Source organism: Pseudomonas sp. BNK-45, assembly GCF_047456255.1.
Classification (GTDB): domain Bacteria; phylum Pseudomonadota; class Gammaproteobacteria; order Pseudomonadales; family Pseudomonadaceae; genus Aquipseudomonas.
The window spans coordinates 3,315,841-3,333,373 of sequence record NZ_CP179909.1 but is presented as its reverse complement, the minus strand read 5'-3'; the positions used below and the strand labels follow the sequence as shown (position 1 = coordinate 3,333,373).

At 61.2% G+C, this 17,533-nt stretch carries 11 protein-coding genes and 1 pseudogene; 3 read left to right on the top strand and 9 right to left on the bottom strand.

Going from position 1 to position 17,533, the window contains the following annotated elements; translation table 11 throughout:
- Positions 1–209: 209 nt before the first annotated feature.
- The 3 genes from ACMGG8_RS15470 to ACMGG8_RS15460 form a co-directional block, all read right to left on the bottom strand.
- Complete coding sequence (locus tag ACMGG8_RS15470) at positions 210–674, bottom strand: GNAT family N-acetyltransferase (protein ID WP_235759893.1); 465 nt, start codon at positions 672–674, stop codon at positions 210–212.
- A 295-nt stretch (positions 675–969) separates the two neighbouring features.
- Complete coding sequence (locus tag ACMGG8_RS15465; RefSeq protein WP_047305085.1) at positions 970–1,806, bottom strand: bifunctional allantoicase/(S)-ureidoglycine aminohydrolase; 837 nt, start codon at positions 1,804–1,806, stop codon at positions 970–972.
- Positions 1,807–1,993: 187 nt separating this feature from the next.
- Positions 1,994–2,878 (bottom strand): LysR family transcriptional regulator, encoded by an 885-nt coding sequence (locus tag ACMGG8_RS15460; RefSeq protein WP_060840054.1) that lies wholly within the window; start codon positions 2,876–2,878, stop codon positions 1,994–1,996.
- 129 nt (positions 2,879–3,007) lie between these two features.
- On the opposite strand from ACMGG8_RS15460, the gene pseH reads away from it, so the two are divergent.
- Entirely contained in the window at positions 3,008–3,556 is a 549-nt protein-coding gene (pseH, locus tag ACMGG8_RS15455; RefSeq protein ID WP_060840055.1) for a UDP-4-amino-4,6-dideoxy-N-acetyl-beta-L-altrosamine N-acetyltransferase, read from the top strand.
- 69 nt (positions 3,557–3,625) lie between these two features.
- Here pseH and ACMGG8_RS15450 read toward each other — a convergent pair.
- Positions 3,626–3,718: pseudogene (locus tag ACMGG8_RS15450) on the bottom strand (50S ribosomal protein L36); the annotation flags it as partial.
- 76 nt (positions 3,719–3,794) lie between these two features.
- On the opposite strand from ACMGG8_RS15450, the gene ACMGG8_RS15445 reads away from it, so the two are divergent.
- The gene (locus tag ACMGG8_RS15445; protein ID WP_414159854.1) at positions 3,795–4,010 is read left to right on the top strand and encodes a hypothetical protein; all 216 of its coding nucleotides are present in this window, start codon (positions 3,795–3,797) and stop codon (positions 4,008–4,010) included.
- A 70-nt stretch (positions 4,011–4,080) separates the two neighbouring features.
- On the opposite strand, the gene ACMGG8_RS15440 is transcribed toward ACMGG8_RS15445, so the two are convergent.
- The 3 genes from ACMGG8_RS15440 to ACMGG8_RS15430 all read right to left on the bottom strand — a co-directional run bounded on the left by ACMGG8_RS15440 (position 4,081) and on the right by ACMGG8_RS15430 (position 7,937).
- Positions 4,081–5,322 carry a TPM domain-containing protein gene (locus ACMGG8_RS15440; protein ID WP_414159853.1) on the bottom strand — a complete coding sequence of 414 codons (1,242 nt, stop codon included), beginning with the start codon at positions 5,320–5,322 and terminating at the stop codon, positions 4,081–4,083.
- A gap of 154 nt (positions 5,323–5,476) precedes the next feature.
- Positions 5,477–6,883 carry an aldehyde dehydrogenase family protein gene (locus ACMGG8_RS15435; RefSeq protein ID WP_414159852.1) on the bottom strand — a complete coding sequence of 469 codons (1,407 nt, stop codon included), beginning with the start codon at positions 6,881–6,883 and terminating at the stop codon, positions 5,477–5,479.
- A gap of 10 nt (positions 6,884–6,893) precedes the next feature.
- Positions 6,894–7,937 (bottom strand): homoserine dehydrogenase, encoded by a 1,044-nt coding sequence (locus ACMGG8_RS15430; RefSeq protein WP_108545707.1) that lies wholly within the window; start codon positions 7,935–7,937, stop codon positions 6,894–6,896.
- A 273-nt stretch (positions 7,938–8,210) separates the two neighbouring features.
- On the opposite strand from ACMGG8_RS15430, the gene ACMGG8_RS15425 reads away from it, so the two are divergent.
- On the top strand, positions 8,211–8,492 hold the full coding sequence (locus ACMGG8_RS15425; protein ID WP_060840060.1) for a hypothetical protein: 282 nt from the start codon (positions 8,211–8,213) through the stop codon (positions 8,490–8,492).
- A gap of 490 nt (positions 8,493–8,982) precedes the next feature.
- On the opposite strand, the gene ACMGG8_RS15420 is transcribed toward ACMGG8_RS15425, so the two are convergent.
- Both ACMGG8_RS15420 and ACMGG8_RS15415 read right to left on the bottom strand, forming a co-directional pair.
- On the bottom strand, positions 8,983–9,435 hold the full coding sequence (locus ACMGG8_RS15420; protein WP_129405751.1) for a hypothetical protein: 453 nt from the start codon (positions 9,433–9,435) through the stop codon (positions 8,983–8,985).
- A gap of 3 nt (positions 9,436–9,438) precedes the next feature.
- Complete coding sequence (locus ACMGG8_RS15415) at positions 9,439–17,511, bottom strand: DUF637 domain-containing protein (RefSeq protein WP_233789226.1); 8,073 nt, start codon at positions 17,509–17,511, stop codon at positions 9,439–9,441.
- Positions 17,512–17,533 lie beyond the last annotated feature (22 nt).

Sequence of the window (17,533 nt, the reverse complement as noted above, 5' to 3'; positions counted from 1 at the left end):
TGTTCAACGCCCTTCCCAGGGCCCACTGGCCAACGCCAGACGCAGGTACAGCCCGGGCCGCAAGGTGGCTCTGCGACCTTCCCGTCCAGGAACGGCTCATGAAAAAGCCCCGCACGATGGCGGGGCTCGGTAACGTTCATGGTCAAATGCGTCAGGCTGAAACCCGGGAGACAGTGAAGCCGATCCGGGACCTCATTTCACGTCGGTGCTCACGACAGGCGCAAGCGCATCACCAGCTCCCCATCAATCACCTCGCCTGTCTCCAGAAAGCCTTCCGAAGCATATAGATTGCGCGCCTCCCTGTTGTCCGGCGCAACGCCGAGAGTGACCCAGGGACCGCCCGGCAATGGCCTCAGATAGGCCAAAAGTGCACGCAACGCGGCACGCCCATAGCCCATCCCCTGATAGCGTCGATCGACCATCAGCCGATAGATCCATCGGCCATTATCATCAGGGTCCAGGGCATGCATGAGGAAGCCAACCAGTTCACCGGAATGGCTAGCGCGCACCGCCAGGGGTTCACACCAAGGGCTTTGGTCGGCCTGTTCCAATGATTCTGCGTTGCTGGCAATGAAGTCACTTTGCTCGTCGCGCACTTGCAGCGCGCAACATTGCGCTTCTTCATCGCAAGTAGATACGGGGGTGAGGGTTACCGAGGGATAAAGCATTTGCATGTGGGTGTCTCCGCGGAGCAGTGATTGCCCCTCCAGAATTTTGTTGATGGTTCAGTAGTGGAAACATCGTTGGAAACTGGCTCATAGGGCACCTCCTTGTGTCTCGCGGAAAAACAAGCGCTTACTGGTCCGGCTCAAGCGGCGGCAAAATTCTAGAAAGCTGGCCTTATCGAATCAAGCGGCAACGCTGTGATTGTTCTGACAAGCAATAAAAAAACCGGCGAATATTCGCCGGTTTTCATCCCTCGCCGCACGCCGCTGCAGAGCCCTTGAGCGGCCCTGCCCGGCGATCGGCTCAATGCGGTGCGTTGAGGGTCAGGCGCATCTGGCGGTTCACATCCTTGTACAGCAGGTAGCGGAAGCGACCCGGGCCGCCGGAGTAGCAGGCCTGCGGGCAGAAGGCGCGCAGCCACATGAAGTCACCGGCCTCGACTTCGACCCAGTCCTGGTTCAGGCGATACACCGCCTTGCCTTCCAGGACATACAGGCCGTGCTCCATGACATGAGTCTCGGCGAACGGAATCACGCCGCCCGGCTCGAAGTTGACGATGTTGACGTGCATGTCGTGGCGCATGTCGCTCATGTCGACAAAACGCGTGGTGCTCCAGCGACCTTCGGTGTCCGGCATCACCCGCGGCTCGATGTCCTGCTCGTTGGTGACGAACGCGTCCGGGTACGGCACGCCGTCGACTTTCTGGTAGTGCTTGCGGATCCAGTGGAAACGCGCCTCGGTGCCGCTGGTGTTGCGCAGCTTCCAGTCGGCCGCCGGCGGGATGAAGGCATAACCGCCGGGCTTGAGGACGTGCTCCTGGCCCTGCAGGGTCAGGTTGACTTCGCCTTCGACGACGAACAGCACCGCTTCGGCGTTGGGGTCCTGCTCGGGCTTGTCGCTGCCGCCATTGGCGCCCACTTCGACGATGTACTGGGAAAAGGTTTCGGCAAAACCCGACAGCGGACGGGCAATCACCCACATGCGCATGTTGTCCCAGTGCGGCAGGTGGCTGGTGACGATGTCACGCATCACGCCCTTGGGGATCACGGCATAGGCTTCGGTGAACATGGCACGGTCGGTGAGCATTTCGGTCTGCGCCGGGTGCCCGCCGTGGGGTGCGTAATAAGTGGTTTTGGACATCGAGACTCTCCTCATTGTTGTTTTGCTGCCCCGTGCAGCAGCGCCGCCAGGGTCAACAAAGCTGCGGGTCGACGCGCCACGAAGGGCGGCGCGGACCTCTGCTGTGCACCACGATATCCAGCGCCGCTTTCATGCACAAATTAAATACCGGAATCCGGCATATTCATTTATCAAATACCAAACAGACTCAGCCCCGGGTGTCCTGGGCCAGCACCCGAGACAATACCCGGGCTAGCTCCTTGACCATGGGATCCGCCGCCGGACGGTGCAGCAACGCCACCTCGAACACATCCACCGACGGCAACCCGCTGCTGCGGGCCAGGACCTGATGCCCCGCCGTCACCGCGCGCATCGGCAGCAGGCCGATGCCCATGCCATCGGCAATCGCCGACTGCAGGCCACTGAGGCTGGAACTGGTGAAACTGATGTGCCAGCGCCGGCCGATGGACTCCAGGGCATTGATCATTTCATCGCGGTACACCCCACGCGGCGGGAAGGTGACGATGGGCAGCGGGTCGAGGTCGATGCAGGGGTTTTTCGCGCTGTCCACCCAGCGGGTCTTCTCCGGCCAGCAGCCCAGGGCCTCGCGGCTGTTGCGCAGTTGCTTGAGCACCACCAGGTCCAGTTCGCCGCGGTCATAGCTGGCGCTCAGGTCGCGACTCATGCCGCTGGTGACTTCCAGCTTGACCTGGGGATAGCGGCGATTGAAGGCGGCCAACTGCTCGGTGGTGCGCCCCGCGGCAAAGTCATCCGGTACGCCGATCCGCACCGTCAGCGCCACCGTGGCGCCGGACAGCGCCTCAAGCATCTCGTCGTTCAGCGCCAGCAGGCGCCGGGCATACCCCAGCAGCGTGGCGCCGGCATCGGTGGGCAGGACATCGCGATTGCCACGCTCCAGCAGGCGGTGCCCGGCCATCTCCTCCAGGCGGCGGATCTTCTGGCTGACGGTGGACTGAGTCGAATGCAGACGACTGGCCGCCGTGGTGAAACTGCCGCAATCGGCCACCGTGACAATGGCCCGCAGCAAGTCGAGGTCGAACAGGCGGCTATTGGGTTTCTCGATGTTGCTCATGCAGGTATCTGTTTTCTGAATGCGAGGGCTCTTTCTACCGGTTCTTGTCCCGCGAGACAAATCCATGCAGCGGCCGTGGATATGCCATCATGCGCCACCACCGCTTACCCATCCGAGAAGGACATCAGGATGCAGTTCATCCCCCTGGTCGATGCCGACCCCGCCACCCAGGCCCACGTACGCACGCTGCGCAACCAGAAAGAGGTGCGCCAGTACATGTACACCGCCCACGAAATCAGCGAGCAGGAACACCAGCGCTGGCTGGAGTCGCTGCGGGGCAATCCGGCCCAGGCGGTGTTTGTGGTCATGGGGCACGGCCGGGCCCTGGGCATCGTGTCACTCAACGCCATCAATGCCCGCCAGAAAACCGCCGACTGGGCGTTCTACCTGGACGCCGAACAGCAAGGCAAAGGCCTGGGCAGCCAGATCGAATTCTGGATGCTGGACTACGCCTTCAACGAAGCCGGCCTGGAAAAGCTCAACTGCGAGGTGCTGGCCAGTAATCCGGCCGTCATCAACATGCACCTGAAATTCGGCTTCCAACAGGAGGGGCTGCGGCGCCAGAACATCCTCAAGGATGGCCAGCGCATCGACGTGGTCCTGCTGGGCATCACCAAGGCGGAGTGGCAGAGCAAACGTCCGACGCTCGAGCCCCTGATCGCCCGCCTGGGCCGCTAAGCCAGCAAGGGGCCCGGCAGTACTTGCGGGGTATCGGGCGCCCTGAACCCAACGGGAGCAGGTACTGGATCACCCCTTGTGGCGATTGCTTGCCCCGCCCCGGCGCGCCTTGAGGGGTGGATTGGATTTGCCGATCACATAGACCCGCCCTCGACTGGCGATCTAGAGCATCGGCTCTAAAGATCGGCACAAGACGGCCGTTATCTCTTATTCACCCCCCACTGAAGGATGCAGTGACATGGAAATAAACAACCGTCCCCTTCCCCCCCTGACCGCCGGCGGCTCTCTGCCCGGCATCAAGCTGCCTGACTCGGGCAAGGTGCTGACCCCACCGCCCCTGACGGCGGAACAGAAAGAGGCGCTGGAAAAACTCAGAGACAAGGCCAAGGAACAGCCTCAGCCACCGGTCACGGTCACGGCGCCAAAAACCTCGTTGATCGACGAAGTCGTCTGATCCACAAACTCGGACGGACACGGCAGCGCCTGGGCCGGTCCGTCCGCCATGGGAAAGGCCAACAGGCGAATCACCAACTGCCCGACGCTCCACCGCCGCCACTGGAACCGCCGCCTCCGGAGAACCCGCCTCCCGAGCTCGAACTGCCGGCACTACCGCCACCACTGGCACCACCACTGGCGCCGCCGCTGGTCCAGTGAAAACCGCCGGTACTGGCAAACAGCATGAAACCGAGGAAGTAGGCGAACGGCAACAGCGTCAGCCACTGCCGAGCCGTACTCCAGGCGTCGACACCCCAGGCCATCAGCAGGATCAGCACCAGCAGCGCCCCCAGTCGCCACGCAAAGCCCTTGGGGCTCTTGCGCCAGCGGTTGCGCATCATGCGATAGAGCAGCCAATGCCCTCCCAGCACCAGCAGCACGCCGGCCGGCCAGGCCAGCCCGTAGAGGAAGGTCGAGCGGCCCAGGAACTGACTGACCAGGGTCAGCACAGCGATGTACAGCAGCAGCCCCAGCACCCCGTAGAACACCCGGCGCGCCTGCCACAACCCGGCGAACGTCGCCCCACCCACCAGCATGCACAGCGGCACCAGGAACAATTGCACCAGCCACTCGCGACCGCCGACCGCGCCCACCAGCAACGCCACCAGCAGCACCAGAGCGGCCAGGACCCGGCGCCACTTCCAGCCCGCGGCCAGCATCACTCCCGCCACCGCCCCGATGATGAAGGCCAGCAGCAAGGCATAGACTTCGAGGGGGATCTGCAAGGGCACCTGCAAGGGCGCCGGTTCCGCCAGTTCGCCACCGTCCACCAGCACAATCAGGTCATCCAGGGCCTGTTCGATGCCTGCGGCGAAATCCCCCCGGCGAAAGGCCGGGGTCAGGTCCCGGGCGATGATCTGTCCGGCCAGCAGGTCGGTGACCACCGGCTCCAGGCCATAACCCACCTCGATGCGCACCTGGCGATCGTTCTTCGCCACCAGCAGCAGGAGGCCGTCATCGATCCCCTTGCGCCCCAGCTTCCAGGCGCGAAACAGCTGGTTGCTCAGGGCTTCGATGCTTTGCTGGCCGAGGCTGGGCACCAGCATCACCGCGATCTGCGCACCGCGGCGCTGCTCCAGGGCCGCAAGTTTCTCGCTCATGCGCTGCTGCGCCGCGTCCAGCGTGCCGCTCAGATCGATGATCCGCCGGTCCAGCTCAATTCTCGCCAACCCCGGTGGCACCGGCTCGGCGTAGCCCTGCGCCGGCAGCAGCAGCCCGAGAAACAGCGCCAGCCACAGCCCGCGCCCTTGTTGCCACAACAGCTTGATCATTCGCGCTTCCCGCATCCTTCATCCTGGGTGGGCGGACTCTACCACCCCCGCTCCCCGGGTCGATTCGATCCGCTGCCGCGCAGACAAAAAAACACCGGGCAGGTGACCAAACCTGCCCGGTGCCCGACGACCTGTCGTGTTGCTGCAATCGGCCTCAGCTCAGGCTGTTGAGGCACACCACCTTGGGCTGGGTCATTTCCTCATAGGCGAAACGCACCCCTTCGCGGCCCAGGCTGCCGTACTTGAAGCCACCAAACGGCATGGCATCGAAACGGTAATCGGACGAATCGTTGATCATCACCCCGCCCGCCTCGATCCGCCGCGCGGCATCCATAGCGGTGCGCAGATCGTTGGTGAAGATCCCCGCATGCAGGCTGTATTCGGGTTGGTTGGCCAGGGCGATGGCCTGATCCAGATCGTCGAACGACTGCAAGACCACCACAGGCGCAAAGACCTCGTCCTGCCACAGCCGACTGCCATGGTCGACATTCTCCAGCACCGTGGCGGCGTAGCACGAACCCCGGCGTTGATGCCCGCAGAGCAACCGCGCGCCCTGCTGCAGTGCTTCATCCACGACATTCTGCGCGTTCTGCGCGGCCTGCAGGCTGATCATCGGCCCGATATCCGTGCTGTCGGCCGATGGATCGCCACTGACCTGCTCCCGGGCCAGGCGCACAAAGGCTTCGCGAAACGCCTCGTAGATCGAGGCCTGGACCAGCAGGCGCTGGGTGCCGATGCAGTTCTGCCCCGCCGCCCAGAACGCCCCGGACACACAGCTTTCCACCGTCGCCGCCAGGTCGCAGTCGGCCATGACGATCACCGGCGCGTTGCCCCCCAGGTCCATGGCCAGCTTCTTCAGGCCGGCGCTGCGGGCGATCTGCTCGCCGGTGACAAAGCCGCCAGTGAAGGAAATCATCCGCACCTCGCGGGCCGCCACCAGGGCCTTGCCCAATTCCGCGCCGCCGGTGGCCAGGGTCACCACCGAAGTCGGCAGCCCGGCATCGCGCAAGTAGTCCACCAGCTTGATGGCCGACAGCGGCGCCAGCTCCGACGGCTTGAGGATCACCCCGTTGCCCCCGGCAATGGCCGGGCCCAGCTTGTGCGCCACCAGGTTCAGCGGATCGTTGTAGGGGGTGATCGCCAGGATCAACCCCAGAGGCTCGCGAGAGAACCAGCCCTGGCGGTTCTCCGAACCTTCGTAAGCATCGAAGGGCAGCACCTCGCCGGCATTGCGCTTGGCCTCTTCGGCCGAGAGCTTGAGGGTGTTGACGCAGCGCTTGACCTCCTTCTGCGCCTGTTTCAGGGTCTTGCCCGCTTCATCGACGATCAGCCGGGCAAAATGCTCGGCGTCGCGCTCGATATTCAAGGCCGCCCGCTCCAGAATCCGTGCCCGCTGATGGCGCGGCATCGCGGCGCAGTCGTTCACACCCTGGCGCGCCTGCTGCAACAGGTAGGGCACGGCACAGGCGTCAAGGCGTGGCACGGTCCCGACCAGGCGACCATCGAAGGGGCTGCAGACGTCAATCGAATCGGCGACCGGCGCCAGACGTGACAGATTCATGGACAGGCTCCTAGCGGCTGGTGCGCGACTGGTGGATGTGGATGATGTCCGAGAGCAAGGCAAAGGCCGTCTCGATGCGCCCGGCGCCCGGCCCGGACACCGTCACCGCGCCCAGCAGTTCGGTGTTGAACGACACCGCGTTGATCGCCCCGCCAATACCCGCCAGCGGATGAGCCAGGGGCAACAGCCGCGGCTCGACACTGGCCTGCAGCGAGCCATCGGCCAGGCGCCGGGCCGAACCGATCAGCTTCCAGCGTGCGCCCTCGGCCCGGGCCTGCTCCAGGTCCGCCGCCGTCAGGCCGGAGATGCCGCGGCAGCTGACGTCGCTGACGGTCAGCTGAGCACCGAGCAGTTCATTGGCCAGGATCACCACCTTCAAGCGCACGTCAAAACCTTCGACATCCGCGGTTGGATCGGCCTCGGCGTACCCCAGGGCCTGGGCCTCGGCCACCGCCTCGGCAAAGCCCAGGCCGGCGTCCATGCGGGTCAGCACAAAGTTGGAGGTGCCATTGAGAATGCCCTCGAAACCCAGCAGCTCGCTGCCCGCCAGGGACTGCTTGGCCATGCGGATCACCGGGGTGCCGCTCATCACCGCGCCTTCGTACTCGAACGCCGCCTGATTGCGCTGGGCCAGGGCCTTGAGCTCGGCGCCGTGCAGGGCAATCGGCCCCTTGTTGGTGGTCACCACGTGCTTGCCCTGCTCCAGGGCCCAGCGACAGAAGGTGCTGGCCGGCTCGCCGTCCACCGGATTGGTGAAGGTGGCCTCGGCGATGATGTCGGCGCCGGAATCCTTGATCACCTGTTCATTGAGCGCCTCCACCTGACCGCCCGGCAGTTGCGCCAACGCGCCTTTGGTTGCCGGCAGCTTGCTCAGCAGACCGGCATCCAGCCCCTGGGGAGCCACGATGGAACCGAGGAACAGATCGCTGATGCCGACGATTTTCAAACTGAAACCCAGCTGTTTTTTCCATGCCTGATTGCGCTCGGCAATCAGTTGCGCCAGGGCCCGATTGACCCCGCCGAAGCCCACCAGGGCAATGTTGTATTCAGTCATTTTTGTTGTGTTCCATCCGGGTTGAAGAAGCTGATGGAGACAAGGTTAGGGGCCGGGGCCGGGCAGTGAAATATGCCGTTTTGCTGTATTTGCTGAGCATTTTGCTCAACCCTGGAGCCGGGTGAGCGGGCACGGAACATGGTGGGTAGCGCAGGGACGCCTTCGGGAGTGCCAGGTCCTATATCCCTGGTCCGCCAACCTTGTGTAATCCGTCACCCTTACTCTGTTTGGCGGCAGAAGGTGATGGCTCAGATTGATATAGGAGTAAGATCCATGACGACTCTGAATCGATACATGCCGATTACCGGTCACGACTGCAACATTCCCTCCCTGCTGATCGATACCCAAGCCCCCATTGACGTCCTGCACGATGCAGCGGCTTACCGCATTCGCGCTGTGACTCAACTACTGGAAAACTTCGCGGTTTCTGATGACGCGCCCAAAGGTGCAGTTGTTCTGCAGGAACTGTCGCTGGTGTGCTGCATTCTGCTACGCGATGGGTGTGATTTGATGGATGTGACGACAAGGCGAATGCAAGAGCAAGTGCTTCAGTGAGCAAAAAGGGGCGGCTTGAAGGTCGCCCTTTTTCTCTCGTGATTGACCATACACCTATAGTTCAAAAACTGACCTGCTCTCTTAGTAATAGCGCTCAATAATGCATCCTTGACGCAAATAACGGCCAACAACATCCATTTCTACCACGGCCTTGGATAATCTAAACATGGATCTTGAGCCTATGTTTTTTTCAAAACATTCTAAAAGCTAAACTACCCTATCCCTCACTGGCTCATTCAACTTCAGGAAAATTAAGTCAAGAACGTCTTCCAGCTCGAAACAATTCATAACAAGGCCCCACCCTCTTATCTCGTGAGCCACTTAATGTTCGTGGTGCAAATATAGCCGCCAAATCTCATCCAAAGTCATTACACCACCTGAGAATCGAAACCCAAAGATCGATAGCGGCAGCAAATAATAACTCGACCATCTTTTCTGACCACCCCCTCACCACCAACAACGTTCTATAGATCGCCCTTAAAAACCATACTCAAACCTTAGAAACAGCCAGCATATAAGCATCTTGAGCCGAGTACTCCACATCTAAATCCACAGCCATTAACGCTTCAATAAATTCATCCGGCGGCTTATATCCATGTACTTCTATATAGTGAACTATCATCGTAGGGGAGGCAAAATACCCATCAGCACAAGCATACGGCACCCAAATCTCAGAGCTACCAATATATATATTTTTACTACCTACAGAGACCTCAATATTTCGCTCGCCGCATAAATTACACGGATGAATACCTCGTATCTTATTTACATGAGCATCAAATACAGCAGAGCCAGCTATCAGCTGATGCAGCTTATCAACAACCGCCTTTGGAACATCACCTCGTTCAAAATAATGCCTTGAATCTATCCAACCGACATTCTTTACACTAGGTAGCCCACTATTTAAATAGTAAGAATAATCACTCAAATCCTTAAAATACATAAATCACCTCACGAATTCTGTACATGCAGCCCATTGTACACACCCTGCGTAGGACTTTAGCAATTCAGAAAGCGATGTGCGCTGTTCCACCGTTGATGAGTTTTTCAAAATCATCAGATTTGTAGGCGCACTAAGAGAGTAATTAAGAACTTTAGCACCTGGCAACCAAGTTGCCATGCCTTCAATATCGTTAGCAATACGAGGATTTTTTAACCCTGCTGCGAATAATCCCTCCCAATCACCACGCTCGATAAATTGCCCAGTTGCGTCTGTGATACGAATGCCCTCTCGGGGCAAAGTTATAGCTGTTCCTTCAGGAACAATAGTTTCCCCGACTCCATATCTATACTGACCATGACCAGCATATGCGGTACCAGTTCCTCCCTCAAGAACCCCACCAGCATAGTCGTGTCCCGCAGCGCTCCCGAGAGACCTCTCCTTCCCAAGTAGGTTGCCCGTGACTTTCAGGCCTGCCGCTTCCCCTCCAACAATTACACTTCGACCAAATAGTGCACCCAATAGCTTCCCTAACCAAGTAGCTGGTACGGGAGCTAAACTTCCCATAGTAGTTACATCGCTAATAGCCTTTCGATTTAATGCATCATTCCAGCGAATAGTTTCTAGATCAGACGTATCAGCATTGCCGCCTAGGGATACGCATGAAACATCTCCACATGAAAAAAAACGGGGACTAAAAGCTTCGTCTCCCACCATAACAGGTAAACGATAGCCACCATCACCATCTAATACATGCCCAGAAAGCCGATCTCGCCTCTCATCACTAATACTAGGAGATTTGCTCCAGTCTGTATTTGGACTCGAAGGAAAATTCGCCCAACTGTATGCGTTTGTTTGCTCATTTATATAAGCAACGATATTCAGATCAAGTTTGGCAAAATCTTGAAAATACTGACCATTCCCCAATGGTAACCACTTACCCGACTCATCATACCGTCCCTCCTTAGTCGCAACAGTATCGGTTCCAGGGCCGATATCAGTACCATTTACACTAGACAGGCGCAGTTGATCTTCAATCTGTTCAGCTGAGTACTTACCGCCACTCCGAGCCGCCAAACGCTTCGCTAACTCTTTTTCATCTGGATGTAGTTGGCGGTTATATGCGGTGGCATTTTTAGCTATCCACCCTCCTTTTTCTATAGATTTTGCATCTGCGTCCTTCTGGCTAGCAGCAGCCAAAACTCCTACAATTTGCGAGCTCATACCCAATAGTACTTTGTCATCTTGGACAAGAAGATTGAGATGTTCGATCAGGGCTTCATTGGCCCCAGCTGCCAATGCCCCGGTCTTGAAGTCACCACCAGTCGCTTGCGAGAGCAGTCCTCCCACCATCGCGTGAATAGCGATTTTCGGCAGGGTGCCATCCTTGATCCCCCATTTTTTGGTGTAATCCCCAACAGCGTTAAAACTCGCAGCCGCCAAAGTGTTGAACAAGGCACTTTTCAGAGCATCACTTGCACTGCCGCCCTGCCCCAACGCTTTGCTCAACAGCATGGAGGTACCATTCTGCAGTGTTTGGCTCGCAGCAAATTGCCCAACACCTGTCCAAGTGCTGAGGTTCGGCCCAATAACCTGATTCGTTACTGGGTTGGTGTAAGTACCTGTCCACTCATTGAAATAACCAGATGTAAGCCCCGCAGTAACACCGGAGATCACATACCCTTTCATGGCGCTGGAAGAGGTCACATCCTTAAATACCGCCCCCAGATTTCCGCCATTGTTGATAAAACTAACGGTTGCATTAGTCGCGGCGCCTGTAGCGATAGCTCCCGCACTCGACACCAGCACTCCAGCAGTCCCCGAACTCATGGTCCCCGCAGCAACCGCTCCACCGGTGGCGGTCCCCATAGCGCCCATGGCCATAGGCCCAACCACCGCCGCCATTACAATCGCAATAATGATCTGCGAAGCCGGCCCCAGCCCGGAGCTGCTGTACTTGTAGGAGTCGTGGATCTCCTTTACCAGCCGCCAATCAACATCGCCACGCTTCTCGGCCTCCTTGAGCCAAGCCAATTGCGGGTCGGCCTTGACCATCGCGTCGATGCTCTGGCTAACGGTTTGCTGGTTGACCTGCCTCACATCGATCTTCAGGCCATCAACGGCTTTGATCACGATGTTGCCGGCCGCCACCATCTGGGTCTGGCGCAAGGTTTCGTCGGTATTGCCCTTGCCTTTGGAGGACACCCAGAAGGAGTTGTTATTGGTCTTCTCGTGACTCTCCTGATGCAGATCCTTCACCCCTTCGAAGGTGATGGCGCCGCCGCTGTCCAGGGTGATGTCCTTGCCGCTTTGCAACTTGGCGACCTGATACTTCTGGTCGCCCTCGCTCTTGAGCGTCAGGTTGCCTCCGGCACTGATTTCACTGCCGATATGGGTGGTGCGGGTGACTTCGTCACGCTGGGTCTTGAGGTTGCCAAAGCCCCCCTTCTTCTTCATGTCATACAGCGAATGTTCACTGTCCTGCTCCGCCAGCAGGTTCAGTTCGCCACCGGCCACCAGATAGGCTTCATCCCCAGCCTTGACCTTGCTGGAAATCAGGGTCATGTCCTGGCCGGACTTGAGCATCACATCCCCGCCCGCCGTCACCGTGGTGGCTTGCTGGTGGACGCGATCCTCTTCGCTCTTGGTGGTACCGGTCTTGCTGGCCCAGTGTTGTTCATTGGCGGCCGAGGCCAAGGTCAGGTGGTCCTTGGCCGTCATCGAGACGTCGCCCTTGGCGTCGATCTGGCTGGCGACGGCGGTGACGTTGCCTCCGGCCTCAATGCTCAGGTCGCCGCCGCTCTCCAGGGTGGCGCCGTGCTGGGTTCTGCTCTGGTCGAGGTTGCCGATGCCGCGGTCGTTACTGACCACTTGTTCGACGGCGGTGAGGCTGACGTTGCGACCGGCCTTGATGCGGGTGTCGCCACCGCTGTGCAGGACGCTACCGTTGCTGTCGAAGTCTCGTTCGGCGTCGATGCTCAGGCTGTTGGCTTCGATGCGGGCGGCGCTGTCGAGGAAGTCGCGACGCTGTTCGCGGACGTAGTCGTCGCTTTTGCTCTGGTGGGTGGTCAGGGTGCGGTCGTTGATCACGTCGCCCTGGGTGGTGGTCAGGGTCACGTCGCGCCCGGCGATGATGCCGCCGGCGCGGTTGACCAGATGGTTGCCCGCCAGCAGGTCCTGGCGGTTGCCCGCCTCCACCAACCCACTATTGACCAGGTTCGCCCCCGCCACCGCCGACAGGTCATTAGCCGCGCGCAGGGTGCCGACGTTGTTCAAGTCCTTGCCGGCAATCAGGCTCACGTCCTTGCCGGCGATAAGGGAGCCGTTGGGCGCCAGGCGGTTGTTGGCCTGGGCCAGGTACAGCACTGGCACCAGCACTTGTTCGCCGTTCACTTCATGGCTTTCCAGCCAGACGATGTCGTGGGTCAGGGCGGCGATTTGTTCGGAGGTCAGGGTCACGCCCACCGACAGGTCAAGCTGTTGCTTGCTCTGGAGGGCGTTGTCCATCAGGTGCTTGAAGAGCTTTTCGTTGCTGTCCTGGCCGTCGATAAAGCGCTGGCCGGTGCGGGCCACCATGGCTTGCTGGATGAGTTTCTGTTCGTAGAAACCGTCCCCCAGGCGTTTGGCGCTTTCATCGGGGTTGTAGCCGAGATTGGACAGCAGGTAGTCCGAGCTCATGAACTGCTTGAGGTTGGTCAGCGCCGGGTTGGTTTCGATCAGGTACTTGTGCGGCCGGGACAGGCTCGCGGCGTCCGGCAGGCCGGCGATCTGCGCGGGCGTCGGGGCCTGGGCCAAGGTGCTGCCCTGGCCGCTGAGGCGGAACAGGCCGTTGCCGCTGGTGGGCAGGGTGAAGCCCGGCAGTACCAGGGGGTTGACCTGTTGCTGGGCCAGTTCCGGGGGCAGTTGCGGGTTGATCCGGATCGGCGTCGAGTAGCCGTTGCCAACGCCGGTGTCGGTCAGAGTCTTGCCGGCGCCGACGTACTCGTAGAAGGAGCGGATCACGCTGTTGTCGAGGGTTTTGTCAGCCTTGAGGTTGACCTTGCCGCCAGCCTGGATGGTGGCGGCGAAGGATTGGTCGCCGTCCACCACTTTGCTGCTGGAGGACAGCATTACCCCGGTCCAGGCGATAAAGGCGCTGAGATCGGAGGCAAAACTGGCAGACGGAGTCGGGTTGTTGCGGGCGTTGAACGCGGCGGCATGGGCTGCGGCGTTGCCGGTTTCGTTGACGAAGCTCCAGTAGCGCCGCAGGGTGGTGATTTCCTGGGGTTGCAGGCCCTGGTTGTGGACGGTCTCGGCCTTGACGTTGATGTCGCCGGCCGCGGTGATCAGGCTGCTGGTGTTGGTCAGGGTCTGGGTGTCGATCTGCAGGTCGGCGCCGCTGTTGAGGCTGGCGGCGGCGCTGCTGTTGGTCACCCGCAGGCGGTCGGTCTCGGCCACTTCCCACAGGCCGTTGATACGACCGCCGCCACGGTCGTCGCAGCCGGCGCCGGGAATCAGGGTGCAGGACAAACGGGTAATGCTGGCGGCGCTCTTTTCGTGCTCGGTGTACTGCAGCACGTCCATGACGTTGTTGACGGTGCTGGCGGCGATGCTCAGCTTGCCCTGGCTTTCGATATCCCCGGAGCGATTGTCCAGCAGGTCGGCGCGGGTTTGCTGGTCGTCCTTGGCGATCAGCGCAGTGCCCAGGCTGTACACCTGGGCGTAGCGGTTGGTGAAGCTGGTGGTCAGCAGCTGCATATTGCCGCCGCTGGAGATCAGGCCATGGTCGTTGAGCAGAGTGGCAGCAGTGAGGCTCAGGTCTTCACCGCTGCCCAGGGTGCCAAGGTTGTGGATGTTGGCGGCGTTCAACCGCAGTTTCTGGCTGGCGGTGATGCGCCCGGCGCTGTTCAGCGCGCCATCGATTTTCAGAATGCTGTTGGCGCCACCGGCAATGCTGGCGCTGTCCGCCAGATCCAGCTGGGCGGCGTGCAGGTCCAGCTGGCCGAGGCTGCTCAGGCGGCCCTTGCCGCTGTAGTTGCCGCTCAGGTCGAGGTTGAGCGCGGCGTCGCTGCCGATCAGGCCGTCGTTGCTCCAGTGGCTGCCGCTGCCGGTCAGGCCCTTGCCCGCCAGGAGCTGGCCGTCGGCGGTCTGGGTCAGGTGGTCGACCTTAATCAGCAACTGATCGGCCTGGATTGCACTGCTGTTGGTCCAGCGCTCGGCTTCCAGGGTCAGTTGGCCGGCGGTCTTCAGGCGGCCACCAACGTCTTCGAGGTTGGCCATGGAGATGCCGAACACCCCGCTGCCGCTGTGCAGCAGGCTGCCGCCGCGGTTGTTGAAGCCCCCGGCGTCGAAGGCCAGGTCGTGGTTGGCGGTTTCCAGGAAGCCGTCGCGGTTGTCGAAAGTGCCGCCAATATCGAAGCGGGTCTTGCTCGCCAGGCCCAGGGCCCGCAGTTGCCCGCGCTGGTTGTCCAGGCTGGCGGCGGCGGTGGCCAGGGTGCTGCGGCTTTCGATCAGGCCCTGGCGGTTGTCCAGGGCGCCAGCCAGTTCCAGCTCGATCTGCCGGGCGCTGATCTGGCCAGCACTGTTGTCCAGGTCCTTGGCGCTGATATGCAGCGCCTGCTGGGCGAAGAGCGCGCCGTCGCGGTTGTCGAGGCGGCCATCGGCGGCGGTTTTCAGGGTGGCGCCGCCGCTGAGGGCCGAGACCTTGCCCGCGCGGTTGTCGAGGTGGCCCGCCTTGAGCGTCAGGTCGCCCTGCTGGGCAATGATCTGCCCGCCCTGGTTGCCGGCCACGGAGGCAACTTCAAGGGCCAGGCGGGTCTTGGCCTGCAGCAGGCCCTTGGCGCTGTCCAGACGCTCGGCATTGAGTTGCAGGTCGGCTTCGCGGCTGAGGATCTCGCCGCCATCGCTGTTCTGCACTTGATCAGTGGCGCTGATCAACACTGAATCATTGGCCGCGACCCGGCCCTTCTGCCGGTTGTCCAAGCGTTCGGTGAACAGCCGCAGCCACTGCTGGCTGGAGAGCTCACCGCCCTGGTTTTCAACCGCCGTGCTGCGCTTGAGCAGCAAAGGGCCCGCGGCGGACAGGGTGCCCTGGTTGTTGATCAAGCGTCCCAGCAGTTCGAGGGTGACGCCCTGCTTGCCGGTGAAGGTGCCGTGGCTGTTGTCCAGGTCGCTGCCGATGAACTCCAGGTCGCCGGCGGCGTTGACGGTGCCGCCCTGGTTGCCCAGGGTCATGGCGCGCAGGGTCAGGGTCGCGGCGCTGTCGATGGAGCCGCCCTGGCTGTTGTCCAGCAGGTCGCGCAGCTTGAGGCTTTGCTCGCCGGCGCTGGAGATCACGCCCTTGAGGCTGTTGTCGAGGCTCGCGGCCTTGACGTCCAGGGCCTGCTGGCTGACCAGGGCGCCGCCCTGGCTGTTGTTCAAGTCGTCGCTGAGGGTGATGTCGACACCGCCCTTGAGGCTGGAGACGGTGCCTTTGTTGCTGTTGTTCAGGCCGGTGCCCTTGAGGGTCAGGCCCTGCCAGCCCGACAGCAGCCCGCCCTGGTTGTCCAGTTGCTCAGTAGCGGTGATCTCCAGGGTCTGTTGCGCCAGTACCACGCCGGTGAGGTTGTCCATGCCGGCCAGCACCAGGGTGCTGCTGCCCTGGCTCGACAGCTCGCCGCCGCTGTTGCCCAGGTGGCCCAGGGTGGCGTTGAGGGACTGCTGACTCTTTATCAGGCCGCCCTGGCCGTTGCGCACTTGCCCGGCATTGAGTTGCAGGCGTTCGGCGCTCAGAACCTTGCCTTGGTGGCTGTTATCCAGAGTGGCGGCGCTGACCGTCACCTGGCGCTTGCCACTCAAGGTACCGCCCTGGTTGTCCAGGGTCTGGGTGGTGGTGACGTTCAGATCACGACTGGCCACCACGCTCTGGCCACGGTTGTTCAGGTTTTGCGCCGTCAGGGTGACATCGCCGCGCTGGTTGCGGCTGTTGTCGGCATTGACCCCGGCTTCGATGATGCCCTGATTGTTCAGTTGCCCGCCGCTGCCCAGGTTGATGCTGTTGGCCGCCGCCAGGGTGCTGTGGTTGTTCAGGTCGTCTTGGGTTTGCACCTTGAGATCGGTGCCGGCGTAGACCGCGCCCTGGGCCTCCAGGCTTTGCGCCTTGATCGCCACGGCACCCTTCTCGGCGCTCGCCTCCACCATGCGCAACTGACCGTTGGCATCCATCTGGATATCACCGCCACTGGCGATCAGCTTGCCGTCGAGTTTCACCCCCACCCCGGCTTCAGTGCCCACCAGCTTGATCGCCCCGGCGTACATACCGCCCAGGGCCGAGGAGTCGATCGCCAGTTGCGGCGCATCCGCCGGGTTGGCGGTGCGTGCCTTGGCGTTCAAGGTCTTGGCGTCGACATCGTTGGCCCCGGCGATCACCGCCAGGTGCTTGGCCTGGATCTCGGCGTTGATCTTGGCGCTGCGGGTGATGATTTCGAACCGGTCGATATTGCTGGCGTTGAGCCCCGCGCCTTCGATGGCGACGCTGCCCTGGTCCACCTGGTAACGCTGGATCTGGCCGTTCTCGATCACCGGTTTGCCGGTGGTCAGGGTGGCTTTGGGGGTGTTGATGAAGCCGCAGCCGTTGCAGCTGACGCCGTAGGGGTTGGCGACGATGACATGGGCCGATTGCCCGGCCACTTCGGTGTAACCCTTGAGCTGGCTGGGGCTGCCGCCATTGACCTCGTTGAGGATCACATTGGCCGCACGGCCACCCAAGTTGGGGTTGCCGAGGATGATGCCGCCAAGCTGGGTTTCCTGAGTGCGGTTGGTGGCGTTATTGAGGATCACGCCCTGCTGGCCGACGTTGTAATCGCTGAACTGGTTGTGGGACAGCCCACTGCCATTGGGCGCGGCGATGTTGACGATGGGCACGCCATTGCCGGCCTGGCCGAGACTGGTGCCGCTGCCGTTGACCACGATGCCGTCGGCCATCGCCACTACCGGCTGCCAGAACATCATGTTGGCGAGGATGAACGCCAACCCGCGTTTCGACAGTCCCCAGAAGGTGTCGCGTGGTTGCAGGGCAGCCGAAGGCTGGCGGGCCAGGAAGGCGAGTTGGCGAACGTCCATGTCGAGAATCTCGGGCAAAAAG